The sequence below is a fragment of the Arcicella sp. GW821-FHT09D11 genome, from assembly GCF_059416265.1.
The window spans coordinates 151,588-175,946 of record NZ_JBWKOV010000003.1 but is presented as its reverse complement, the minus strand read 5'-3'; the positions used below and the strand labels follow the sequence as shown (position 1 = coordinate 175,946).

Annotated in this window: 22 protein-coding genes; 5 read left to right on the top strand and 17 right to left on the bottom strand. The window is 35.0% G+C overall.

Annotation, left to right across the window (positions count from 1 at the left end; translation table 11 throughout):
• Positions 1-26: 26 nt before the first annotated feature.
• The 7 genes from AC07N0_RS10940 to AC07N0_RS10910 all read right to left on the bottom strand — a co-directional run bounded on the left by AC07N0_RS10940 (position 27) and on the right by AC07N0_RS10910 (position 6,062).
• The gene (locus tag AC07N0_RS10940) at positions 27-452 is read right to left on the bottom strand and encodes an STAS domain-containing protein (RefSeq protein WP_492799707.1); all 426 of its coding nucleotides are present in this window, start codon (positions 450-452) and stop codon (positions 27-29) included.
• A gap of 28 nt (positions 453-480) precedes the next feature.
• On the bottom strand, positions 481-1,422 hold the full coding sequence (locus AC07N0_RS10935) for a phosphoribosylaminoimidazolesuccinocarboxamide synthase (RefSeq protein WP_494589203.1): 942 nt from the start codon (positions 1,420-1,422) through the stop codon (positions 481-483).
• A gap of 85 nt (positions 1,423-1,507) precedes the next feature.
• Positions 1,508-2,689, bottom strand: coding sequence for an acetyl-CoA C-acyltransferase (locus tag AC07N0_RS10930; protein WP_492799705.1), 1,182 nt, complete (start codon positions 2,687-2,689; stop codon positions 1,508-1,510).
• Positions 2,690-2,700: 11 nt separating this feature from the next.
• Complete coding sequence (locus AC07N0_RS10925) at positions 2,701-3,297, bottom strand: hypothetical protein (RefSeq protein ID WP_492799704.1); 597 nt, start codon at positions 3,295-3,297, stop codon at positions 2,701-2,703.
• A gap of 200 nt (positions 3,298-3,497) precedes the next feature.
• Entirely contained in the window at positions 3,498-4,457 is a 960-nt protein-coding gene (locus AC07N0_RS10920) for a vWA domain-containing protein (RefSeq protein ID WP_494589202.1), read from the bottom strand.
• Between the two features lie 30 nt (positions 4,458-4,487).
• Positions 4,488-5,255, bottom strand: a complete 768-nt coding sequence (locus tag AC07N0_RS10915; protein ID WP_494589201.1) for a CDP-alcohol phosphatidyltransferase family protein — start codon at positions 5,253-5,255, stop codon at positions 4,488-4,490.
• 153 nt (positions 5,256-5,408) lie between these two features.
• A complete protein-coding gene (locus AC07N0_RS10910) occupies positions 5,409-6,062 on the bottom strand; it encodes a hypothetical protein (protein ID WP_494589200.1) in 654 nt (217 codons plus the stop codon).
• Positions 6,063-6,255: 193 nt separating this feature from the next.
• Between AC07N0_RS10910 and AC07N0_RS10905 the strand changes: the two genes are divergently transcribed.
• The 4 genes from AC07N0_RS10905 to purL all read left to right on the top strand — a co-directional run bounded on the left by AC07N0_RS10905 (position 6,256) and on the right by purL (position 15,309).
• Entirely contained in the window at positions 6,256-7,173 is a 918-nt protein-coding gene (locus AC07N0_RS10905) for an RluA family pseudouridine synthase (protein ID WP_494589199.1), read from the top strand.
• 247 nt (positions 7,174-7,420) lie between these two features.
• A complete protein-coding gene (locus tag AC07N0_RS10900) occupies positions 7,421-7,834 on the top strand; it encodes a hypothetical protein (protein ID WP_494589198.1) in 414 nt (137 codons plus the stop codon).
• A gap of 193 nt (positions 7,835-8,027) precedes the next feature.
• Complete coding sequence (locus AC07N0_RS10895) at positions 8,028-11,015, top strand: glycoside hydrolase family 2 protein (RefSeq protein WP_494589197.1); 2,988 nt, start codon at positions 8,028-8,030, stop codon at positions 11,013-11,015.
• Positions 11,016-11,619: 604 nt separating this feature from the next.
• Positions 11,620-15,309: a phosphoribosylformylglycinamidine synthase gene (purL, locus tag AC07N0_RS10890; protein ID WP_494589196.1), complete on the top strand. Its 3,690-nt coding sequence runs from the start codon at positions 11,620-11,622 to the stop codon at positions 15,307-15,309.
• 141 nt (positions 15,310-15,450) lie between these two features.
• Here the strand turns inward: purL and AC07N0_RS10885 are convergent, their stop codons facing one another.
• From AC07N0_RS10885 to AC07N0_RS10850, 8 genes are all read right to left on the bottom strand, one after another.
• Positions 15,451-15,867: an IS1 family transposase gene (locus tag AC07N0_RS10885; RefSeq protein WP_494589471.1), complete on the bottom strand. Its 417-nt coding sequence runs from the start codon at positions 15,865-15,867 to the stop codon at positions 15,451-15,453.
• Positions 15,868-15,965: 98 nt separating this feature from the next.
• Positions 15,966-16,367 carry an IS1/IS1595 family N-terminal zinc-binding domain-containing protein gene (locus tag AC07N0_RS10880; RefSeq protein WP_323248634.1) on the bottom strand — a complete coding sequence of 134 codons (402 nt, stop codon included), beginning with the start codon at positions 16,365-16,367 and terminating at the stop codon, positions 15,966-15,968.
• Positions 16,368-16,414: 47 nt separating this feature from the next.
• Positions 16,415-16,624, bottom strand: coding sequence for a hypothetical protein (locus AC07N0_RS10875; protein WP_494589195.1), 210 nt, complete (start codon positions 16,622-16,624; stop codon positions 16,415-16,417).
• Between the two features lie 134 nt (positions 16,625-16,758).
• Positions 16,759-17,373 carry a hypothetical protein gene (locus AC07N0_RS10870; RefSeq protein WP_494589194.1) on the bottom strand — a complete coding sequence of 205 codons (615 nt, stop codon included), beginning with the start codon at positions 17,371-17,373 and terminating at the stop codon, positions 16,759-16,761.
• Positions 17,374-17,386: 13 nt separating this feature from the next.
• Positions 17,387-18,067, bottom strand: a complete 681-nt coding sequence (locus AC07N0_RS10865; protein WP_494589193.1) for a hypothetical protein — start codon at positions 18,065-18,067, stop codon at positions 17,387-17,389.
• Positions 18,068-18,241: 174 nt separating this feature from the next.
• Positions 18,242-19,495 (bottom strand): ATP-binding cassette domain-containing protein, encoded by a 1,254-nt coding sequence (locus AC07N0_RS10860; protein ID WP_494589192.1) that lies wholly within the window; start codon positions 19,493-19,495, stop codon positions 18,242-18,244.
• Positions 19,496-19,796: 301 nt separating this feature from the next.
• The gene (gene groL, locus AC07N0_RS10855; RefSeq protein WP_323250467.1) at positions 19,797-21,425 is read right to left on the bottom strand and encodes a chaperonin GroEL; all 1,629 of its coding nucleotides are present in this window, start codon (positions 21,423-21,425) and stop codon (positions 19,797-19,799) included.
• Between the two features lie 141 nt (positions 21,426-21,566).
• Complete coding sequence (locus tag AC07N0_RS10850) at positions 21,567-21,845, bottom strand: co-chaperone GroES (protein ID WP_184135555.1); 279 nt, start codon at positions 21,843-21,845, stop codon at positions 21,567-21,569.
• A gap of 354 nt (positions 21,846-22,199) precedes the next feature.
• Here AC07N0_RS10850 and AC07N0_RS10845 point away from each other — a divergent pair, with 354 nt between their 5' ends.
• A complete protein-coding gene (locus AC07N0_RS10845; protein WP_309918865.1) occupies positions 22,200-22,913 on the top strand; it encodes a hypothetical protein in 714 nt (237 codons plus the stop codon).
• 49 nt (positions 22,914-22,962) lie between these two features.
• Here AC07N0_RS10845 and secG read toward each other — a convergent pair whose 3' ends face one another.
• Together secG and AC07N0_RS10835 are read right to left on the bottom strand one after the other, a co-directional pair.
• Positions 22,963-23,304 (bottom strand): preprotein translocase subunit SecG, encoded by a 342-nt coding sequence (secG, locus tag AC07N0_RS10840; RefSeq protein WP_323250464.1) that lies wholly within the window; start codon positions 23,302-23,304, stop codon positions 22,963-22,965.
• 88 nt (positions 23,305-23,392) lie between these two features.
• Entirely contained in the window at positions 23,393-24,100 is a 708-nt protein-coding gene (locus AC07N0_RS10835; RefSeq protein ID WP_492799691.1) for a DUF8458 domain-containing protein, read from the bottom strand.
• Between the last annotated feature and the right edge of the window lie 259 nt (positions 24,101-24,359).

Sequence of the window (24,359 nt, the reverse complement as noted above, 5' to 3'; positions counted from 1 at the left end):
CTACAAATGACCTCTTGTATATGATATTAATAATCATCGTCTGAACCGCCTTCACTGTATTCACCGTGATCGTATTCATCATCTTCATCTGATTGGAAATCATTTTCCAATTCATTCAAATATACCGCATCTATTGCTTCCTGAACCGTAGGCATTACGGTTAATTCTTCAATTTTAGCGGCATCTAATTGATCAATTATTTCATCATTTTTTGTCACGATAATTAATAAGCCTAATTCGTTCAGGCAGATTTTATTGGCTTTACGAATAACAGAAATGCCATGACCGTCTAGCTCAATAATTTGATTAAATTCAATAATGATATTACCATAGCCTTCTCTGAAAAGCTGGCGAACGATTTTCTCTAAATCAGTATAATTTTCCTGCGTTAAAGCAGTTTCTTTAAGTTCGATTAGAGCATACTGCTCATTTTTTTCTACCTTAAATTCCATAAATTGTTGTAATTTCTTGTTTTACTTCCTACAAAGACTTTAAATAATTGTTCACATTTTCCTCAACTCTAACCAAAACATCTTCAGAGTCATCTTTAATGAATTTTTTGCCAGTTACTTGTTCAAAAAGTTCAATGTAACGTTCTGAAACCTGATTTACCCATTCGTCCGTCATTTCAGGAATAACTTGACCATCTTTACCTTGAAAACCATTCGCAATTAACCATTCACGCACAAATTCTTTAGAAAGTTGCTTTTGTGCTTCATTATTGTTTTGGCGTTCTTGGTAACCTTCGGCATAAAAATAGCGAGAAGAATCTGGTGTGTGAATCTCATCAATTAAAGTGATTTGATTATCCTTTTTCCCAAATTCATATTTAGTATCCACTAAAATTAATTTTTGTTCGGCTGCCATTGCTGTTCCTTTTGCAAAAAGAGCAAGCGTATATTTTTCAAGCTGGCTGTATTCTTCTTCAGACACTAAGCCTTGGGCTAAAATTTCCTCTCTTGAAATATCCTCATCGTGCCCTTCATGAGCTTTCGTAGTTGGCGTAATAATTGGCGTAGGCAATTTGTCGTTTTCCTTCAAGCCTTCTGGCAAAGTTACACCGCATAAAGTACGCAAGCCTGATTTATAAGTACGCCAAGCATGACCAGCTAAATAGCCCCTTACGACCATTTCAACAGGGTAAGTTTCACACTTCAAGCCCACACTTACGTTAGGGTCAGGACTTGCCACTAGCCAATTTGGTACTACATCTCTGGTTGCATTCAAAAAGTGTTCTGCAATCTGGTTAAGTACTTGGCCTTTAAATGGAATCGCTTTAGGTAAAACTACATCAAAAGCTGAGATACGGTCTGAGGCAACCATTACCAACAAGTTTTCAAAAGAATATACATCACGTACTTTTCCTTTGTAGAAACCTGTTTGGTTCGGAAAATTAAAATTAGTGTTTTTAATTACTTTCATTATGTTGTTTTGCGTGTTTAATCACGCTTATTTAAAGTCTGTGTCGTTAAATAATTTTTACAAAATTATCACAAACTTTTAGAGATTACATCCTTTCAATCACAATTGATGAAGCCCCTCCGCCACCATTACAGATACCCGCGGCTCCGTATCGTGCATTTTTTTGTTTCAAAATCCAAATCAATGTAGTTACTATTCTGGCACCCGATGCTCCTAGCGGATGTCCTAACGATACAGCACCACCATTAATGTTTACTTTTTTGTGTGGAATATCCAATATTTTTTCGAATGCCAAAGGTACAACTGAAAAAGCTTCATTCACTTCAAAATAGTCAATTTCTTCTTTAATTAAATTCGCCATTTTGATAGCCTTTGGCAGTGCCACAGTTGGCGTAGTAGTAAAGAATTCTGGTTCTTGTTCTGCATCAGCCATTCCGATAATTTTTGCAATCGGTAATAAGCCCAGTTTGTCAGCTTTCTTTTTCGACATTAATACCAATGCCGATGCACCATCACTTAAATTTGAAGAACTCGCAGCCGTTACAGTACCTCTTTTTTCAAAAATAGGTTTTAAATCAGGGATTTTCTCAAATTTAACCTTTTTGTATTCTTCGTCTTCTGTAATAAAAATACTGCCTTGTTTGGTTTTTACTTCTACAGGAATGATTTCGTCTTTGAATAAGCCATTTTGTGTAGCTTCGGCAGAGCGTTTGTATGAGTCAATGCTGTATCCATCCTGCGCTTCACGGCTAATGCCATATTTACGAGCAGTTCTATCTGCAAAAAATCCCATCGCACAGTTTTCATAAGCATCAGTCAGACCATCTTTCTCCAGACCATCTACCAATGCTGATGAACCATATTTATAGCCAAATCTTGCATTGGGAACATAAAAAGGTGCATTTGACATACTTTCCATTCCACCAGCCACTACAATATCAGCTTGACCGAGCATAATACTTTGTGCCGCCAACATGATAGACTTTGTTCCTGAAGCACAAACTTTGTTAATAGTAGTACATCTAGCCTGTGGAGATAAGCCCGCACCCAAAGCCGCTTGACGAGCAGGCGCTTGGCCAATATTAGCAGAAACTACATTCCCCATTAATACTTCCTCCACGCTTTCGGGTTTAATGTTTGCTTTTTCAACAGCAGCCTTAATTGCGATACTTCCAAGTTGAGTAGCCGAGAGACTCGATAATACTCCTCCAAAACTTCCAATCGGTGTTCTCACAGCCGACATAATATAAACTTCTTGCGTATTCATAAAATTGGTTCTTACCAGTTTTGTTTTGTTATTAATTTATTAGGGTTCTTAGTATTTACTTGACGTTGCTGAATGTATTGGATTTCGCTACTTTTCATAGCATCCAATATGGTTTTAGCTTTATCAACAGTTAAGCCATAATTTTTTAATGTTTTCAGTAGTTCTTGTTGACTTTCATTTTTGGCGACTTCAACATTTTCCTGAGTAGGAGGTTTAGGAGGTGTTTTTTGAGTACTTGGTGGTGGAGGCTTAGATGTTGACTCTTGTTTTGGCTTAAATCTTCTTTTCAATAATTCGTAATTAAACCTTGCGATATTATTTTCTGGCATCATCACTAAAGCTTTTTTGAAAAGAGTCAGCGCTTTGGCAGTGTCTTGCTGATTACAAAATATCAAACCCAATTGTACTAACGTAGTGGAAGTAAGTTTGGCTTCTTTTAACCCACTTAATCGAGCATATATTTGACGAGCAGCCAGCGTGTCTTTAGCTTCAAAAAGAGCGTGTGCATAATTTAAAGATACTTCGGGAGGTGTAAAAATGGATTGTTTAGATAAAATAAGATATTGGTTTGCCGCTTCACGATAATCCTTTTTTCTAAATGCAATCATTGCTTCGACTTTTGCTCTATTTCTTGTATTTACTTTCGAGAATGAGCCATTGTCAAGTATCCAAAGAAAAATATATAAAACAAATTGATTTAACAAGGTTGATTGATTTTAATAATTTTATGTGATAATAATAGATTAAACTTAATTAATAGCATAAAGTTTAATCGGCATTAGTTTTAAAAAAAAGTATTACAGCAAAATTATAATTGAAATGTCCTAACAGTAAAGAAAACGTCAATTCCTAGCAAAAATAATGCAATGATTAGAAAATAAAAATATTTATTTACAACAACATTAATTTGCTGATTATTTGAAAAAGTACTTTTTATTTGGCTGATTTCGGTAATTAACGCTGTCAAACTATTAGATATACTGCTTATTTCTAAGTATTTACCTTTGGCTTCATTGGTGATTTTTTTCAAGGAAGTATTGTCTAACTTTGTAATAACGATATTTCCATCATTATCTTTTTTGAAAGAATTTCCTTCTTTTATCGTAGTTCCTTTAGTAGTGCCGATGCCAACGCAAAAGAAATTGATACCATTTTGTTTAATTTGCCCAACAATGTTTCTGTCATATTCATCCGAAAACTCGCCATCACTCATCAACACGATTGTCTTTGATTTATTCTTTGACTTTGATTTTTGTAATCGATTATAAGCCATTTCAAGGGCTGGATTAATCAACGAACCTCCACCTAACAATAAACTAGTATTGATTTTGGGCACAAACAGGCTTATTGCATTTTTATCAAAGGTAAGAGGTGATAGTAAAAATGGTTCTTCTGAAAAAACAATAATACCAATTCTGTCATAAGGAAATTGGTTAATTACCCTGTTTATTTCAAATTTTGCTTTTTCAACCCTACTAGGCTGTATATCAGTTGCATCCATTGATTTGGAGACATCTACAAGGAAAAATATTTCTCTGTTTTCTGCTTTTACGGCTTCATTCAACTCTCCAAACGAAGGATTAAGCAACGCAAGTATCATTAAACCGAAGTAGGCTGATCTTAAAAAAAACTTCAAAATACTTGAACGTGCCGTAGTTTTGAGTCGCCTTGCTATCCAAAAGACACGCCCTAAATAAATTAAGTACAATATAAAAAATATAGCGATAAACCAATATTCAGTTTTGCCTAGCCCTGAGTTTACATTCATTTTATGAGGAAGTAAAAAGATAATTGTCGTTTACCTCACTAGTAATTTTCTGATTAAAATTACAAATAAACCGAAAATACTGTACCAAGCAAAAAAAGGTAAAATCATTTTGGTTAATCCTAAACAAAGCAAAGTACAAATTATTAATAATTGAAAACCTAGCCCTAGCAAAGAAAGTAGACTCATAAACCATTTTGGAAATTTCTTTACAGAAAGAGCAGGTTTGTCTAATACATAAACCAGCGCATCAAATACTAAATACAAACACAGGAATGCAATATGTAAAATATTTGCTATCTGCTGATTTTCATAATGATAGCTAACAGGTTTCCTAAATTCAAGGATACGACTGGTTTCATCGTTGTTCAAGCTTCTCCTCAAAATTACATAATAATAGTTATAAATCGAACATTGAAATTCAATGCCAAAGAAAGCCATCATGAAAATTACCTTCGAAGAACTTTCAATCGTAAGAATACTAAATAGAATAAGTAGATTAATGATAAAATCAAAAATGGAGTCAAGATACCTTCCAATAATTGATGGATGTTTGGTAATTCTGGCAATTTCACCATCGACAGCATCCAAAATATTTTTGAGCATCAAGAAAATTGCCGCCAAAATATAATGATTTGTCTGGATACAATAAACACAAATGATACCAGCCAATAAGAAAACAAAAGTTACTTGAATGGCGTTTATTTTTAAATTCGATAAATGATAAGCTAAAAACGTAGCAATGGGGCGTCCGTAGTCTGAGAAGTCAATAAATTTATCGTCAATCGAAAGCTTAGGCATAATTTATTGGAAAGTACTTATAAAACAATATAGGTAAAATACGCTATTGAATCAATAACTAATTTTTAAACTATTTGTTATTAAAAGTACTAATGTTACATTATCAGAGCCTCCATTAATACAAATGAAGGCTCTAATAATGAAAGCTTTGCTTTATAGTTTTTCGTAATATGCTAAAGTATTAGCGACATCACTCCATTCCTTAATCTTTTCTTTTTTTAAGTACTCCTCTATCTGAGCAGGTTTATCATTCAAAATAGCCAAAATAGCTTTTTTGTCTTTTTTAGCTTTAGCCATCGTGCCATCTGCTTTCAAGATATAATAATTAGTATTATGTAAAAACTTCTTGGTTTTAGTAGCGGAATTATAAGGCTTTTCTTCATACATTACTGCATTTTTGTAACACAGCAATTTAACTTTACCATCATACAATACTTCATAAAAAGTATTATTTGTTTGGCTGTCAACAGCGGGAAAACCTCTTCTGAAAGTAGCATTGAAAATAGTAAACTCATCAAAAGCATTAGTCACTACAAAAGTTTGGTCATCTCTTAAAAACTCAAGTGCACCCGTAGCAGTATTTAGCCTTAATGCATTATAGGTAACAATAGCACCATTTTTCAGTTTTATACTACCGGCGGCCCATTCTTCGGGAAAATACGGATTCCCTTCTATTTCAACAGAATTGTTCGATAGTACAGGTTTTCCATTAACATCTTGTAGAAAATTGCCAGAAGCATTTAAACCTTGGGCATTTGTCGAGAGTACTTTACAGAGAATGAGTATTATAAAAAGTGTTTTTTTCATTGTGTTGTGGAATTTTCAATTGAATAATTAAACTTAACGAAATTATCAATTTGATACAAATATTTAAAAATCAGATTTGAACAATACTTACAACGATAGGTGGATGCTATTATTAGAAATAAGCTCCTAATTTTTGTACCTTTGCAAAACCAAACGATATAGACTTTTGGAAAACAGTAAACAGTTTTAGAAGATGAAAGAAACGGATAGAAGAACAAATGAACGAAATCCAAAAGATACAAAAAAAACAGAACGCCATTTTGAGGTAAGTGAATCAGGAGAATTGTTGACTTTTTTGTTGGACAAGATGCCAAATAAAAGTCGCCATAATATAAAATCTTTTTTAAAAGATAAGCAAGTGTTGGTTGACAATAAAGCCATCACACAATATAATTACGTACTGAAAGTAGGGCAAATTGTTAATATTAAAAGCTCTAAAGCACCAGAAATACAAAAGTATAAAGGTCTTACGATTATTTATGAAGACCAATATTTAATCATTATTGAGAAACAAGAAGGGTTTCTGTCAATTGCTACTGAAAAGCAAAAGCTTTATAATGCCTATAGTACGCTGAGTGACCATGTAAAAAAACAAGACCCTGCGAACAGAATATTTGTAGTACATCGCCTAGACCGCGAAACGTCGGGTTTGATGATGTTTGCTAAAAGCGAAAGAGTACAGAAACTTTTACAAGAATCTTGGAATGAAACAATTCAACAGCGTACGTATTTGGCTGTTACCGAGGACGTTATAGAATACCCATTAGGGACTATTCGTTCGTATTTAGTAGAAAGCAAGGCGTTGACTGTTTATTCTACTTCAAATCCAGATATAGGAAAAGAAGCTATTACGCATTATGATACCCTAAATACTAGTGAATTTAATACGCTAGTAAAAGTGAATTTAGAAACGGGTAGAAAAAATCAAATCAGGGTGCATATGAAAGATATTGGACATCCGATAATAGGAGATGAAAAGTATGGTGCTAAGACCGACCCAATCGGGCGTTTGGGACTACATGCTTGGGTATTATCATTTGTACATCCGATTACCGATGAAGAAATGTATTTTGAGACTGAAGTTCCTAAGAAATTTTTGAGTTTGTTTTAGCCTTTGGTTGCTATGGAATAATTGAACATACGAGCGTGACACTCTTTTCTATTTTGAGTATTTAGAGGGGAATTATTTATTTTAGAAAATAAGTAATTCCCCTCTTTTTTTGTTACCAGTATTACATTATGTTTGTGTAAAGCTAATACATGATTACGTACTACAGATATAACACCTAAAAACCATGTCTTAGCTTGCTAATTTGCAATCTGCTGTATATATTATCAAATAGTTAAACCTCATAAAAATGAAAATTTCGACAATCACTACCGCTCTTTTCGGCTGTCTAACTTTGTTGACTGCTTGTAACAACAGTAAGAATACATCAAATACTGTTTTTGATAAGTTTGCTCCTACTACTAAGGAATACAAAAATGAACTAGCATCAATAGTCAAATCAAATCCTGAGGAACTCCATTACACTTTTAATAAATTCATTGAAAAAGATGGTAAAGAATATCTTGATATTCAAATAAAAGGGGAGGCTTTTGAAGCAACAGGACTTGTGTTAGTTAACAGCTGGAATAAACTTGAAGAAATAAAAAGTACGAATGGACTAGGATATGCAGGAGCAGAATTAAAAGGGCTTGAATTAGCTGTTATACCAAGACCGTCTGGTGCGGATTTAGTTTATAAAGACTTGGAGGAAATAGTTGACTAAGTAAAATATAAATAATTAACCTACGACCAGCATAAGTTTATAGCATATTTTTATGCTATAAACTATACTAATTAGCAATGTATAGATGCCTACTTTGAGTAAACCTTAAACATTCTACGCTTTATCCTCACGTAATTAATTGCATATTGCCAGCTCCTTATTTTTTAAAATCACAAGCAACTAAACTCATAAAATGAATTATATTTTCTGTCTAAGAAAAGGTGGTGCAACAGCACTATTTTATTTCTTACTATGTTCCGCCATTGCGCAACAAACCACTAACCCTAGAATAAAATACAATTTTAATCCATCATGGAAAATGTTTGTCGGCGATGATTCCTTGGCATCAAAAGTTGTATTTAACGATGCTTCATGGAAACCAGTAACACTGCCACGCGCTTTTAATGAGGATGAAGCTTTTAAAGTATCTATCGAAAAACATTCTACAGGGATTATTTGGTATAGAAAACACTTTAAGATTGATGCAAATCAAAAAGGAAAGAAAATATTTTTAGAGTTTGAGGGTGTTAGACAAGCAGGCGAGTTCTTCCTCAATGGAAAGCCAATTGGCATGAGCGAAAATGGAGCCATGGCTTTTGGTTTTGATATTAGCAATGATGTAAAGTTTGGGGAAGACAATGTAATTGCTGCAAGAATTGATAACGCTTGGAACTATCACGAGAAGGCAACGAGAAGTGGATTTCAATGGAATGATAAAAACTTTAATGCTAACTATGGAGGTATTACCAAGAATGTTTATTTACATGTAGCCGATAAATTATATCAAACATTGCCTTTGTATTCTAACCTCAAAACAACAGGCGTATATGTGTATGGGAAGGATTTTAACATTCCTCAAAAATCAGCTACAGTTACTGCCGAAGCAGAAATAAAGAATGAATATCCTGACACCAAAACCTTTCAATATTCGGCTTATATCGAAGATGCGATAACGGGTAAAAAGATAGCATCTGATTTCAAAATCTTGAATGTTACACTCGCGCCCAATGAAACCAAAATTATCAAAACAGCATCGCTCATCAAAAACTTGAATTTTTGGAGTTGGGGCTATGGCTATCTTTATAATGTATATACGTCTATTAGTGTTAATAATAAAGTAATTGATGTTGTTAAAACTACAACAGGTTTTAGAAAAACAGCTTTCACTAATGGTGCCTTGACCTTGAATGATAGGGTATTACATTTAAAGGGGTATGCACAAAGAACAAGTAACGAATGGCCAGCGATTGGGGCATCTGTACCCGCTTGGTTGAGCGATTACAGTAATCAATTGATGGTAGAAAGTAATGCCAATTTGGTAAGATGGATGCACATTAGTCCTTGGAAGCAAGATGTAGAAAGTTGTGATAGAGTAGGGCTGATTCAAGCCATGCCAGCAGGGGATTCAGAAAAAGATGTAGAAGGCAGACGATGGGAGCAACGCAAGGAAGTAATGCGTGATGCCATTATTTATAACCGAAATAATCCAAGCATTATCTTTTATGAATCTGGCAACAACCAAATTAGCGACCAGCACATGAAAGAAATGAAAGACATCAGAAATTTGTATGATGCAAATGGAGGCAGAGCTATTGGAAGTAGAAATATGTTAGCAAGCAAAGAAGCGGAATATGGGGGAGAAATGCTTTATATCAATAAAAGTGCAACAAAACCCATGTGGCAAATGGAATATAGTCGCGATGAAGCCTTGCGTAAATATTGGGATGAATTTTCACCACCTTATCATAAAGAAGGTGAAGGACCTACGCATAATGGACAAGACGCAAGTACATATAATCGTAATCAGGATACTCAGGCAATAGAAAATATTACTCGCTGGTTTGAATATTGGAAAGAAAGACCAGGGACAGGGAAGCGTGTGAATGGAGGAGGCGTTAACATTATTTTCTCTGAAAGTAATACGCATCACCGTGGGGCAGAAAACTTTAGAAGGAGCGGAGAAGTAGATGCACTACGCATTATCAAAGATGGTTTTTATGCACATCAGGTAATGTGGGACGGTTGGGTAGATGTAGAGAAACCTCGTATACATATTATAGGTCATTGGAATTATAAAGAAGGTGTTACTAAAAATATCTATGTGATGTCGAGTGCCGATAAAGTAGAATTGTTTGTAAATGGTAAATCGTTAGGTTTTGGCGAACAGAATAATCGTTTCTTGTATACTTTCAAGGATGTCGCTTGGAAGTCAGGAACTATTTCAGCCATTGGATATGATGCAAAAGGTAAAAAACTTTGTGAAACCAAACATGAAACAGCGGGAGCACCTTATGCTGTTAAGTTAACGCAAATTAATCCATCAAAATCATTGGTTGCCAACGGAGCGGATTTAGCCTTGATAGAAGTAGAAGTAGTAGATGCGAATGGAAAGCGTTGCCCAACAGCGTTGAACGAAATACAGTTTTCTTTATCAGGTGAAGCTGAATGGCGAGGAGGTATGGCACAAGGACCTGAGGATAACTATATTCTTTCTAAAATATTGCCCGTGGAATGTGGCGTAAACCGTTTCTTATTACGTTCAACGCTTAATGCAGGTAATATTATTGTGAATGCGGTTTCGAATGGACTAAAAGAAGGAAGTGTCTCTTTAAAATCTGTACCTTTTGAAGTAAAAGATGGCTTGGCATTACAATTACCATCACATGGTTTACCTGCTAACTTATCAAGAGGGGCAACACCTTTGTCTACTTCTTTTACGATTGATAGAAAATCATTAGAAATTGTCGGTGCCATTGCTGGGGCAAACCAAGATAAAGCAGTATCAAGCTATGATGATAACGAAGCCAGTGCTTGGGTAAACGATGGCAAATTAGGTACTGCATGGATTGAATATGAAATTACCAATGCTAACGCTATCAATGAAGTAACCTTGAAACTGAATAACTTTAGAACGAAAACGTATCCTATCCGAATTTCAATTGATGGAAAAGAGGCATTCAGAGGAAACTCTACCCGCAATTTAGGTTATTTTACAGCCAACTTTAAGGCCATTAAAGGAAAGAAAATTAAAATAGAATTGATTGACCAAGTAGCGGAACAAGAAGATAATACAAAAGAAGTGAATGGCAAGAAACTAGATGATGGAGTAGCCAGTAAAGAGGCTGATGCCAAAGGAGGTTTATCTATTATTGAAGCAGAGTTGTATGGACCTGTTAAGTAAAGAATAAATTATTTGAGTTGTCCAGAGGATAAAAACGCTTGGAGGAAGATACCTTCAAGCGTTTTTTATAGCTAAAATTAAGTTATGCCATCCCTACGGGATTCTTTAGGGGAAATTACATTTTTTCTACCGATATACTGTCTCTACGAGACAAATAGAATAGATTAAAATATGAGGGTAAAACAAGAAAATTTCAACAAATAAATCTCGTTAAGGATTAAAATCGAGAAAAAACAAGAAAATTTCGACAAATAAATCCCGTAAGGGATTGAATATCGGTAGCAAAAATAAACAATAGACTGTTTAAAGTCCCGTTAGGGATGACATAAAACATACGTTTGATTATTATCTTCCTCTAGTCGTAGGTTTATCTACGACTCCAAAGACAAAAGAGCGTCACGCTCATCATATAAAAAAAGGTCAACATTGAATTAATCATCTACGACGATTATCAGTTGAATTAATAACGATGCCTGAATCAACTAAATTTTAGTAGGTATTCTTTCTCAAAACCCCTAAATTTGCACTTTCTTTAGTAATTCAGCTATTTTGTTATCACTTTTTGTGAAAATAGCTGACAAACAACTATCAATCTGCTATCACCATGATTCATTTCTTCGGGAGTCACTCCAGCACAGTTTATGCCGTGCAAACGTATGCCATTATTTCAGATGAGGATATTCAAAAACTCTTTTGGCTTTTCAATAGTAAACAAGACCATGCTTTTACTGTCGTAAACCAAGAAAATGCTACTTTGGAAGCAGTTTTTGTAGGTCCACGTGCAGCAATGATTACGCCGTGGAGTACTAATGCTGTTGAAATTACTCAAAACATGGGTATCGAAGGGATTATTCGTATTGAAGAGTTTAAAGCAGTTGACGAAGATTTTACAGAATTTGACCCGATGTTGTCGCAGAAATATACACAACTGCATCAGGAAATATATACAATTAATATTCAGCCAGAACCAATTATTGAGATTGAGGATATTGCTGTTTATAACAAACAAGAAGGACTTGCTTTAAGCGAAGAAGAAGTAGGGTATCTGAATGGTTTAGCAGAACGTTTGGGTCGTAAATTAACAGACTCTGAAGTATTTGGATTCTCACAAGTAAACTCTGAACACTGTCGCCATAAAATATTCAACGGTACTTTTGTGATTGATGGCGAAGAAAAACCAACTTCACTATTCAAATTAATCAAGAAAACTTCTGAGACCAACCCGAACGATATTGTTTCGGCCTATAAAGATAACGTAGCCTTTATTAAAGGGCCACGTGTTACACAATTCGCGCCAAAATCAGCTGATAAGCCTGATTTTTACGAAGAAAAAGAATTTGATTCTGTTATTTCAGTCAAAGCTGAAACACATAACTTCCCAACTACTGTAGAGCCTTTCAATGGTGCTGCAACAGGCTCTGGTGGTGAAATTCGTGACCGTTTGGCAGGTGGACAAGGTTCGTTACCTTTGGCTGGTACAGCAGTTTATATGACTTCGTATTCTCGTTTAGAGGAAAACCGTCCTTGGGAAAATGCCATGAACGAACGTGAATGGTTGTACCAAACACCAATGGACATTTTGATTAAAGCTTCAAATGGGGCATCTGATTTCGGAAATAAATTCGGACAACCATTGATTACGGGTTCTGTGCTTACTTTCGAGCATGAAGAAGAAGCTCGTAAACTAGGCTTTGATAAAGTAATCATGTTGGCTGGTGGTATTGGTTATGGTAAAGAAAGCCAAGCGAAGAAACAAAAGCCAACGGTAGGGGATAAAGTAGTGGTATTGGGTGGTGAAAACTACCGCATTGGTATGGGTGGTGCAGCAGTATCTTCAGCAGATACAGGCGCATTTGGCTCAGGTATCGAATTGAATGCCATTCAACGATCAAATCCAGAAATGCAAAAACGTGCTGCTAATGCCATTAGAGGTTTAGTAGAATCAGAACATAATCCAATCGTTTCTATCCACGACCACGGTGCAGGTGGACACCTAAACTGTTTGTCGGAATTAGTAGAAGAGACTGGAGGATTGATTGACTTAGATAAATTGCCAGTAGGCGACCCTACACTTTCGGCAAAAGAAATTATCGGAAACGAATCGCAAGAACGTATGGGCTTGGTGATTGGAGAAAAAGATTTAGAAACTCTTCAAAGAGTAGCCGACCGTGAACGTTCGCCAATGTATACTGTCGGAGATATTACGGGCAATCATCGCTTTACTTTCGAATCGAAATCAACAGGTGCTAAGCCAATGGATTTTGCGATTGATGATATGTTTGGTAGCTCGCCAAAAGTGGTAATGGCAGATAAAAACGTAATACGTAATTACGCAGATTTAGCCTACTCAGAAGCACAAATTCCTGCTTATCTCGAGCAAGTATTGCAATTAGAAGCTGTAGCTTGTAAAGACTGGTTAACCAACAAAGTTGACCGTTGTGTAGGCGGACGTGTGGCAAAACAACAATGTACAGGGCCTTTACAATTGCCATTGAATAATGTTGGTGTAATGGCCTTGGATTTCAAAGGAAAAGAAGGTATTGCCACAACGATTGGTCACTCGCCAGTAACGGCTTTGATTGACCCTGTAGCTGGTTCTCGTAACGCTATCGCCGAGGCATTATCAAACATTGTTTTCGCTCCGTTGAAAGATGGTTTAAAATCAGTTTCGCTTTCGGCTAACTGGATGTGGGCTTGTAAAAACGCAGGGGAAGATGCACGTTTGTATGAAGCCGTAAAAGGTTGTTCTGATTTTGCCATCGAATTAGGAATCAATATTCCAACAGGAAAAGATTCGCTTTCGATGAAACAAAAATATCCTAATGATGAAGTAATTGCACCTGGTACGGTTATCATTTCGGCAGGAGCCAATTGTTCAGATATTACAAAAGTAGTTGAGCCAGTATTACAAAGAAATGGGGGTGCGATTTACTATTTGAACTTGTCTAAGGATAGCTTTAAATTAGGAGGTAGCTCTTTTGGACAAATTTTGAATAAAATTGGTACTGATGTACCAACCATTCAAGATTCGGCTTATTTCAAAACAGCATTTAATACCTTCCAAAACTTGATTAAAGCTGACAAAATAGAAGCAGGTCATGACATTGGTAGCGGAGGTTTGATTACTACTTTATTAGAAATGTGTTTTGCTGATGTAAACCTTGGGGCAAATATAGACCTTTCTGATTTAGGCGAAACAGATACTGTAAAAACTTTGTTCAACGAAAACATTGCTTTAGTATTCCAAGCAGATGCTTCGATAGAAGCTGTTTTTGCTGAAAACAATATCAACATTGTTAAAATTGGTGAAGTAGTAGAAGGCAATAGTTTGACAGTGAAAAACAATGAAGTATCATTCGATTTTGCCGTGTCTGAATTAAGAGATGTTTGGTATAAGACTTCGTTCTTATTAGATTCAAAACAATCGAAAAACGGTACAGCTTTGGCACGTTATACAAACTACAAAAACCAACCATTAACGTATACGCTACCAACACAATTTACAGGAAAGTTAGCTGATAATCGTACACTTGCTACTCGCCCGAAAGCGGCAATCATTCGTGAGAAAGGTTCGAATTCTGAGCGTGAAATGGCAAATGCCATGTACTTAGCTGGTTTTGACGTAAAAGACGTACACATGACCGACTTAATTGCTGGTCGCGAGACATTAGAAGATATTCAATTTATTGGTGCTGTAGGAGGGTTTTCTAACTCAGATGTATTAGGTTCTGCAAAAGGTTGGGCTGGTGCTTTCTTGTATAACGAAAAAGCCAATACTGCTCTTAAGAAATTCTTTGCGCGTGAAGATACCCTTTCAGTAGGGATTTGTAATGGTTGTCAGTTGTTTATGGAATTGGAATTGATTAATCCAGACCATGAAATACACGGCAAAATGCACCATAACGAATCGCATAAACATGAAAGTATTTTTACGTCGGTGACTATCCAGAAAAACAATTCAGTAATGCTTTCTACTTTAGAAGGAACTACTTTAGGGGTTTGGGTATCGCATGGAGAAGGCAAGTTTGTATTACCTTACGAAGAAGGGAAATATAGCATTGTAAGTAAATATGGTTATGAAGGCTATCCAGCTAATCCAAATGGTTCAGATTTCAATACAGCGATGATGTGTGATGCCACAGGTCGTCATTTAGTAACAATGCCACACATCGAACGTTCAACCTTCCCTTGGAACTGGGCAAACTACCCAGCTAATCGTAAAAACGATGAAGTAAGCCCTTGGTTAGAGGCATTTGTGAATGCTAGACTTTGGATTGATGCTAAGAATAAATAGAAATAAAAAGGAAGCTTTCGGGCTTCCTTTTTTGTTTGGAGTATATCTTAATTAGTTTTTGGTTTTCCATGAAAAAAATACCAGAAATTATTCAACTTGAAGTTTGTGTGATTACTATTGGTAGTCCTAAAAATGTAATGTTTATCTTTCAAGATTATAATTACAAATAAAGTATTTTATTGCACCAATATGATTTTCGAGAGACTTTGAGAAACTTAAAGCTTTTCTAACCAATCTGGATGCTCTTTGTCTTAATGTTCCATTAAAACGCTCAATATAAGCAGTCAAACCACTGTCTTTACCAACGCCATAATGTTTTTCTTTTCCAAAAGGCTCTATATAGGCTTGCCAATAGTCTGAAAAAAAGCCTGTACTACCTTTGAAAATAGCTGGTATTTTTTCATAAAATAGCTGTGCATCTTCTGCTGAACGTCCTCCTACGTGAAAGGCTATAATTTGCCTATTAATAGGGTTAAGAGCAAGCCACAACCACTGTTTATTACTCTTCTTCCCGACAAAACTCCATAGCTCGTCAAGTTGAACGCCATAAAACTCCACCCTCACACTTCTCTCTTTCCTATACAATTCCGTTACTAACAAATCGTTATTCTCAATATCAACCAAATTGTCTTCAAAAGGGCTATTTTCTTCTATAATTACCTCAATTTCTGAGACTTGAACGTATTCCTGTAATGCAATCGAATTTTTTTTATAACCTCTATTCTGCCTATTTCTTCATCCATCCTGTCTGCTAAGTAAGCTTCAATATCAGGCAAAGTCAAGTCAGCATTCAAATCATCCGGTAAGTTTTCATACAACTTTTTGATATAGGCTAAAAGCCATTGCTCGCTCACATCGCATACTCGACAAATACCTGATAAGGAGATGCGCTCTAAAAGCAATTTGTTGATAAGGGTTTTATCAGATTCCGATACAAACCAATCTTGACCACCTTCTACAAATTGACGGTTGCAACTATGACATAAATAGTTTTGTTTCCCATAATGGGTATGACCATTCTTCTTCGTTGTTACACTACCACAATGACTACAATTCATTTTACCTTTTTTATCACAAAGATAAATAAAGCATTGCATTTACAGGACTACCTACTATTCTTTATCTTTTCACGTATTGGAGTGATTTCAGTTAAACAATTTTCAGTGTGTGTATCGTAAGAACGAGTAGTGGTAATAATATTTTTATTATTTTCTTCAATTTGGAGTACTTGATTTTTTATCACTTTCCAATCTTTTATAAAGTCTTCGTTTTTTGCACCAGGCATATTTAAATAATCTTTTATTGGTTCTGACAAAGTTTTATAGATAGTCCATGCATCTGATTTTGACTCATCAGCAAGCCTATCAAAGGAAGTAATTAAGCTTTTTGAAAGTCTTGTGAACTCATCATTAGTATTGTTTTGTACCGACTTTCTTAATTCAATTATTATTACTTCAAAGTTAAGAAGTAATTGTTTTTTCGTTCATAATCATTGATAGTTCTTGTCTCTATATCTTCTAGTGTCATTTTTACTTTTACTCCAATAGAATCATAATGATTGAATAAATCTAATATCTGCTCATCATTATAAAATGACTTATAGCTGTGAAAATAAGCCTCTTGGTCTATTTTTTCATTAATAACTTTTAATATTTCCGTACTTGAGCCTACCCTAATTTGGGGAATATTAAATGGATTTTCGTTCAGTTCCTCATTAAATTTTTTAAATGCAGATTGATATTCCTGAAGCATTTTATTAGCCTTTTGGCAAACTGAGTACAAATAACTCATTCTATCAATATTAGCTTTTTTCTCTTTATCTACCTCTTGCTTTTTGTCCCAATAAAGTGTGAGAACAATGCCTATTATTGAAAGTCCTGAAAGAAAAGAGTTAAGAACTCCATACATATCCCCGAATGTTCCTCTATCTTCATTCGTAAATTGGCTATTTTCAGCAATACACACCGAGGACATAAAGTATTCTAATACGGATGGAAAAGTTACTACAAGGATTAATATTGCAGGAATGATTAAGAATAAGATTGGTTTAAATAAATTTTTCATTTAGATTAAGTTTTTATATATTCATAGCAAGTGAAATTTCATCATCAATCAAATCGAAATTTTGAACATAAGTTGCTAAATCTGTATCAATCCATGTTAGTAAATTATAAATCTCATTTTTTACCTGATTGGCTTCTGTAAAGTCAATATTTGTACCATTAAAGCAAATTGGTTCGTTGTGATAAATTCTATTCCTAAATTCTCTAATTTTAGTTAGTTTTTTAGTGATAATATTCCTATTGATATGTTTAGGTTTGTTATTGAATATCTGAATTACACATCCACCTATAAGTTTGAAGTGATGTGTTTCAAAAAGACTTGTCCAAAAACCAAAAGATTGTTCCGCTATTATTTTTCCTGATGTTACAGTTACTTTTTTATTTGTAATTGTTTTCTGTGCTTTTTCTATTGATTTTTTTAGGTAGAAATTAGATGCCATTAAACTTTTATCGCTCATAAAACCATTTTTTTGATTTATTATCCAATCAGAATCACCAAAATGAGTCGATATACTTATATCAATGCTGTTCCGTAATACTATTTCAAAGAGATTTAATACTGGATAAAAAGATTTTGCAACGTTTAAATTGGCTCCATATAATTCTTCAGCTCTCAGGGCTGAATGATTGGTCGCTTGTAGAAAACGATTGAATCTTGTCGGTGATAGATATTGTTCAAGTTTATTAATATTCATATTTCAAAGGTGGCTTGCATTTTTATAAAGTTAGTATTATATTTACAATGTAATGCTTAATCAAGCCTCTTTCTTAAAGTTAATATTTTAAGAAACGTAATTAAGTGAAAGACTTAAAGCCCGTCGGTTACCGATGGGCTTTTTTACGTTTAATAAATATATTAACTACTTTAATCACTTCATCACCACCCCACTAGACCCTTCCTCAGAAGGAAATAACTGAAATATATTTCTTGGAAAAAGCCCTTCTTCGGTGCGATGCGAAACGTATAAAATGGTGCTTTCGCTTTCGTTGGCAAATTTGTTGATTAAGGAAATAACTAATGACGTATTATGGTCGTCTAAACCAGCAATGGCTTCATCTAAAATCAACAACGGTGGATGTTTTACCATCGCTCTTGCTACCAAAGCCATGCGTTGTTGACCCGCTGAAAGCATAAAGAAGGGCTTCTTCTTGAGCTTATCCATCTCAATCAACGCAAGCCATTGTTTAGCTAGTTTTATCTGTAAATCAGAAGGTTTATTATACAAACCAATCGAATCATAAAAACCTGACATCAACATTTGCTCTAATGTATGACTGGCTGTAAACAAGTCTGTCATGGCAGGGGTAACGTAACCGATATTATTTTTAATCGACCAAACAGTTTCGCCTGTGCCTTTTCTTCTACCAAAAAGGGTTAAGTCTTGCCCGTATCCTTTTGGGTTATCCCCTGTAATCATCGATAGCATGGTGGTTTTTCCTGAGCCATTTGGACCAATTAAATGCCAAAATTCATTCTTATGGATTGTCCAAGTAATGTCTTTTAGGATATGTTTTTCGCCATAACTTACATCTACTTTATTGAACTTAATCAATTCAGGATTGGCTAAATCATAATGCTTGATAGGAGGAGGGATTTCTCCTGAAAAAGAATAAGTCTGTGTATTTCTATATGCTTCAAGAAATGTTGGAAGGTCTTCGTGCAAAACCAATTGATTATTTTGCTCGATACTTACCACAGTTTTGATAAATGGTAATAAATCTCTTTCACGATTTACCAATTGTATCAAAGATGTATGGCTACTGATTTCACACAACATTGCTAATAAAGATGCTTGTGCTTCAACGTCTAAATTATCAAAAGGGTTATCTAAAATAAGGTAATCAGGTTTTTGAGAGACTAGATAATTCAATAATGCTTTCTTCTGCTCACCACTAGACATCGACTTTAAACTCCTGTTCAAGTGTTTTGTTACAACCGTAAATCCATGCCTGTTTTCTTCATCAATGTATTCATTAACTGTAAGGCTTGAAAACAGCATCCCTTCTAAGGAATTCAATTCGGCAAAAATATCCTTAGCTTTTTGAGATAATAACTGTTGAATAAATACTTGTTTATTGGCACTGTTTGATAAAAATATTGCCCAATGTTTGGTGATTCCCATAAAATAAACCGCTTGATTTTGAATATTTCTGCTAGAAGTAAAGGTCTTTATATTTAGGGGAAATAAAAAACTCCTCAAAAGCATTGCTAATGAGGAGTTTTTTTAAGTGAGGAGTGTTGAGTTTCGAATGTAGAGTGACATATTTTATTAATATTTAATTCCATCCTTCAATCTCAAAACTCTAAACTGATATTTTGAGTGTTGATTTAAAAGTTTAGAATGTAGAGTAATATATTTATAAATATTTAACTCCTCACTCTAAACTCTTAACTGATTTTACATCATTAACTCAAAACTGATTTTACATCATTCCACCCATTCCGCCGCCACCACCGTGTGCGTGTGGAGCTTCAGCAGCTGGTTTGTCAGCAATAACACATTCAGTAGTCAATAATAAACCTGCGATAGAAGCAGCGTTTTCTAATGCTAAACGAGTTACTTTAGTAGGGTCAATGATACCCGCAGCAATCATGTCTTCGTATTTGTCTTCACGAGCATTATAACCGAAGTCACCTTCGCCAGCTTTAACAGCGTTAACAACTACTGAACCTTCACCACCAGCGTTAGCAACGATAGTTCTCAATGGAGATTCGATTGCCTGACGGATAATGTTGATACCAGTTGTTTGGTCTTCGTTGTCACCAGTTAAACCGTCTAATGCTTTGATAGCACGGATTAAAGCAACACCACCACCAGCTACGATACCTTCTTCAACAGCAGCACGTGTAGCGTGAAGAGCATCGTCAACACGGTCTTTCTTTTCTTTCATTTCTACTTCAGTAGCAGCACCGATGTAAAGAATAGCAACACCACCTGACAATTTAGCCAAACGTTCTTGCAATTTCTCACGGTCGTAATCAGAAGTAGTATTTTCGATTTGCGCTTTGATTTGGTTAACACGAGCTTCGATACCATCTTTCGCACCAACTCCGTTTACAACAGTAGTGTTGTCTTTGTCGATGATGATTTTTTCAGCTTGTCCTAAATATTCAATAGTAGCGTTTTCTAATTTGAAACCACGTTCTTCAGAAATTACAGTACCACCTGTTAATACTGCGATGTCTTCTAACATAGCCTTACGACGGTCACCGAAACCTGGAGCTTTAACAGCAGCAACTTTCAGGGCACCACGGATTTTATTAACTACCAAAGTAGCTAAAGCTTCTCCGTCAACATCTTCAGCAATGATTAACAAAGGACGACCAGTTTGAGCAACGCCTTCTAATACTGGTAATAATTCTTTCATTGAAGATACTTTCTTCTCAGAAATCAAGATGAACGGACGCTCTAATTCAGCTTCCATTTTCTCAGTATTAGTTACGAAGTATGGAGATAAATATCCACGGTCAAACTGCATACCTTCTACTGTTTTAACTTCAGTTTCAGTACCACGAGCTTCTTCAACAGTAATAACACCTTCACGACCAACTTTGTCCATCGCGTCAGCAATCATTGTACCGATTGTAGCATCCGAGTTAGCAGAGATAGTAGCAACTTGAGCAATTTGTTGTGAAGTTTCGATTGCTTTAGATTGAGATTTCAACGAAGCAACAACAGCAGTAACAGCTTTGTCAACACCACGTTTTAAATCCATTGGGTTAGCACCCGCAGCAACGTTTTTAGAACCGATAGTGTAGATAGCTTGTGCTAATACAGTAGCAGTAGTAGTACCATCACCAGCTTGGTCAGCAGTTTTAGAAGCAACTTCTTTCACTAACTGAGCACCCATATTTTCAACGGCGTCTTCTAATTCGATTTCTTTCGCTACTGAAACACCATCTTTCGTGATTGAAGGTGAACCAAATTTCTTGTCAATGATTACGTTACGACCTTTTGGTCCTAAAGTTACTTTAACAGCGTTAGCTAAAGTATCGACGCCTCTTTTCAATTTATCTCTAGCGTCTGTGTCAAAAAATAATTCTTTTGCCATTTTTTTTAATTTGAAAATTTGAAGATTTGAGGATTTGAAAATGAAAATATATATTCATTTAACGTTTTCCAGAATCCTATTTTTTTGTTTTACTATATTAGCGTAAACTCAAAGCTTACTGCTTATAGCTTAAAGCCACAATTAAAGAATTGCGAAAATATCGCTTTCACGCATGATAAGGTAATCTTTACCTTCTACTGCAATTTCAGTTCCTGAGTATTTACCGTACAAAACAGTGTCGCCAACTGCAACTGTCAATGGCTCATCTTTTTTACCAGAACCTACTGCTACAACAATTCCTCTTTGTGGTTTTTCTTTAGCAGTGTCAGGAATGATAATTCCAAATGATGTTTTTTCTTCTGCGGCTGCTGGTTCTACCAGAACTCTGTCAGCCAAAGGCTTGATACTAACTGTTGACATTGTTTTTTTGATAAGTTATTTTTTGTATTTGATTTTTTAGGTAAATGTTGAATTTAAATTTGACTTTCAAAGCACATTCATGAACTCTTAATCAAACCAATTCGAGCTTCAACTTCACAAATTTAATCATATTTTGTGCCATTGTCTGAAAAACGGTAAAATTGTCAGGTTTTGATACTAAATAAGAATTTTTGTATATAGATGATTTACTATTTGACAGGCTTTAAAATATTTTCCAGAAATCTTGGCATTTTCATGAAAATTATTAATTTTAAGTATTCTAATAAAGTGCCGTCTGTATTTACTTTTTTAGAATATTGCTTAATAATAATCCTTCACTAAATGATGTCGCCTATGAAAAGCTTAGAGAAAGATTGGCTAACCACTGGACTCATTGATTTTGAGTACAAAAAGTATGTTTTACTGGCATATTTGCAACAGGTTAAAAGTAATTTTAAAAGTAAGAAGTTATACCCTGACTTACGAGACTTACAGTATCATTACGATTATTCTATGTATTTCAAAGATGGTATCACTCAGATGAGCATTCAGTTCCCAAAGAGAATCAAGGGCGTTAATCCTGAAAATTTGAATTTGGAATATGAGTCATCTCACCAACCAGAGAGTGAGTATTTATCCGAGATACAATCTATCATGGAATATGCCTTGCCTCGCTTTAAAAATGCCTTAAGCGAAGGTGAAAAAATTGTAGAGGAAGTACAGAAGGATATTCAGATTGCTCCGATTGGGATTTTACCACTTTACAAAAATGATGGCTATTTGTTATTGCATGAGCCATGTATCAACGAAACACGGGTGTATCAATACAACCTAACCATTTTTGAAAACAAACACGAGCGTTTGAGAGGACTAAAAACTTTTTATGTAGAAACCATCAAAAAAAGTACGCTAAGTACTTTTGAGAACATCAAGCTAGATTTAGTGAAACGGTACAAACACCTTCCTAATCCTGCTACGTATTTAGTAGAATCAAAATATGTATTGCCACTGGAAGAAACTTTTTTGCCAATTGCTAAAAAGAAAGTAGTAGAAGTGGTTACGAACTAAAAAGGGGAAATTCAGCTGAATTTCCCCTTTTTAGTTCGTAACTATAATATTATTTTTTTGAAGTATCAGTTGGGTTTGTTCCTAATGCAGGTGCTGCTGCTGGAATACCTGCTTTTTTAGAAGCCGCTTCAGTGTTTACTGATTTATAAGCTTCAGTACTTTCTGTAGGAGTGATGAATTTTGTAGCTAAAACCAATAGTGCAATAGAAATGGCACCTCCCCAAGTAATTTGTTCCAAAAGGTCTCCTGTACGTTGAACACCAAACATCTGGCTTGCACCAGCAGTTCCGAATTCTCCAGATAAACCACCACCTTTAGGGTTTTGAACCAATACTACAAATACTAATAACACTGCAATGATGCAAATAACTACGATAATTGCTCCGAACATCTTTTATTTAATTTGAAAATTTGAAAATCTAAATATTATTTTTTACGCTTTTAAACGAGATTACAAGGCTTAAATGATTCCTGTAAATTTAAAATTCTGATAGCTCCTGAATTTTGGATGCAAAGTACGCCTTTTTTTCTGGGAATTTCAAAATTAATTTCTCATAAACTCCTATTGCTTTTTCTTTTCTACCCTGCATCGTCAGAATTTTTGCATAGCTCTCCGTAATAATGCCTTTGTCTAGCTTTACACTATTTGATGACAAATCTTCCTGTTTACCCATTGCTTCTAATTGACTTTTACTTGATCTTATCAAGCCTGGGTCTTTCAGTAAGAAACTATCAATAATGTTATTTTGTAATTGTTGTTTCTGGGCAATTTCATTCAGCAGTATATCTTCAGCCACAGTCGAATAACTCAGGAATTCTTTATCTGAAAGCACTTCTTGCTGATATTCTTGTTGTTTACGTTTTTCCTCGTCTTCTTTTGCTTCAATAATATTTTCCAGTTTCCGGATATAATCTGAATCAAATTTAGTAATGGTAGGTACATTTGAATGGTTCACAAAAGTACCATTCATAATGCGACGAAGGGCATTTCTACTAATAGTATAAGCAGCAGCTTTTCTTAGTTTTGACTGTTTCTCAACATCATTATCGTCATAAGCTTTGGCTAATAACGTATAGGCAAGCTGGCAATAAGGATAATTCTTAATGGTTTCCTCAAGTCCATTAATTTCAAGCGCTGAAACCTCAGACGGATTGGCAACAAGATATGTAAAGGTTTCTTTGGTCATTTTTCTTTTTTAAGACTTTAGGGTTGTTGGACTTTAGGACTTTGGACTGGAGGACTTAAAGACTTTAGACGCTAGATTTTAGACTTAAAGACACTAGATTTTAAGACTTTAGGACTTTAGGATTTTAGAACTTTAAGATTATTGGAGTTTTTAGGTATTTTAGCTTCTAAGATTAGAAGGGTTTTGATTACAAGACTTTAAGTTTATATGAAGACTAGGTTAATTATAAGTCCTATAGTCAAAGATTCAAAAAAGCCTA

Excerpts from the sequence above, each read along its gene's own strand:
- AC07N0_RS10920 (WP_494589202.1), bottom strand. The coding sequence starts at position 4,457 with ATGAATGTAAACTCAGGGCTAGGCAAAACTGAATATTGGTTTATCGCT.
- groL (WP_323250467.1), bottom strand. The coding sequence starts at position 21,425 with ATGGCAAAAGAATTATTTTTTGACACAGACGCTAGAGATAAATTGAAA.
- AC07N0_RS10915 (WP_494589201.1), bottom strand. The coding sequence starts at position 5,255 with ATGCCTAAGCTTTCGATTGACGATAAATTTATTGACTTCTCAGACTAC.
- AC07N0_RS10905 (WP_494589199.1), top strand. The coding sequence starts at position 6,256 with ATGAAAGAAACGGATAGAAGAACAAATGAACGAAATCCAAAAGATACA.
- AC07N0_RS10835 (WP_492799691.1), bottom strand. The coding sequence starts at position 24,100 with ATGACCAAAGAAACCTTTACATATCTTGTTGCCAATCCGTCTGAGGTT.
- AC07N0_RS10845 (WP_309918865.1), top strand. The coding sequence starts at position 22,200 with ATGAAAAGCTTAGAGAAAGATTGGCTAACCACTGGACTCATTGATTTT.
- AC07N0_RS10910 (WP_494589200.1), bottom strand. The coding sequence starts at position 6,062 with ATGAAAAAAACACTTTTTATAATACTCATTCTCTGTAAAGTACTCTCG.
- AC07N0_RS10850 (WP_184135555.1), bottom strand. The coding sequence starts at position 21,845 with ATGTCAACAGTTAGTATCAAGCCTTTGGCTGACAGAGTTCTGGTAGAA.
- AC07N0_RS10895 (WP_494589197.1), top strand. The coding sequence starts at position 8,028 with ATGAATTATATTTTCTGTCTAAGAAAAGGTGGTGCAACAGCACTATTT.
- AC07N0_RS10900 (WP_494589198.1), top strand. The coding sequence starts at position 7,421 with ATGAAAATTTCGACAATCACTACCGCTCTTTTCGGCTGTCTAACTTTG.
- AC07N0_RS10870 (WP_494589194.1), bottom strand. The coding sequence starts at position 17,373 with ATGAAAAATTTATTTAAACCAATCTTATTCTTAATCATTCCTGCAATA.
- AC07N0_RS10935 (WP_494589203.1), bottom strand. The coding sequence starts at position 1,422 with ATGAAAGTAATTAAAAACACTAATTTTAATTTTCCGAACCAAACAGGT.
- purL (WP_494589196.1), top strand. The coding sequence starts at position 11,620 with ATGATTCATTTCTTCGGGAGTCACTCCAGCACAGTTTATGCCGTGCAA.
- secG (WP_323250464.1), bottom strand. The coding sequence starts at position 23,304 with ATGTTCGGAGCAATTATCGTAGTTATTTGCATCATTGCAGTGTTATTA.
- AC07N0_RS10880 (WP_323248634.1), bottom strand. The coding sequence starts at position 16,367 with ATGAATTGTAGTCATTGTGGTAGTGTAACAACGAAGAAGAATGGTCAT.
- AC07N0_RS10860 (WP_494589192.1), bottom strand. The coding sequence starts at position 19,495 with ATGGGAATCACCAAACATTGGGCAATATTTTTATCAAACAGTGCCAAT.
- AC07N0_RS10925 (WP_492799704.1), bottom strand. The coding sequence starts at position 3,297 with ATGATTGCATTTAGAAAAAAGGATTATCGTGAAGCGGCAAACCAATAT.
- AC07N0_RS10940 (WP_492799707.1), bottom strand. The coding sequence starts at position 452 with ATGGAATTTAAGGTAGAAAAAAATGAGCAGTATGCTCTAATCGAACTT.
- AC07N0_RS10930 (WP_492799705.1), bottom strand. The coding sequence starts at position 2,689 with ATGAATACGCAAGAAGTTTATATTATGTCGGCTGTGAGAACACCGATT.
- AC07N0_RS10865 (WP_494589193.1), bottom strand. The coding sequence starts at position 18,067 with ATGAATATTAATAAACTTGAACAATATCTATCACCGACAAGATTCAAT.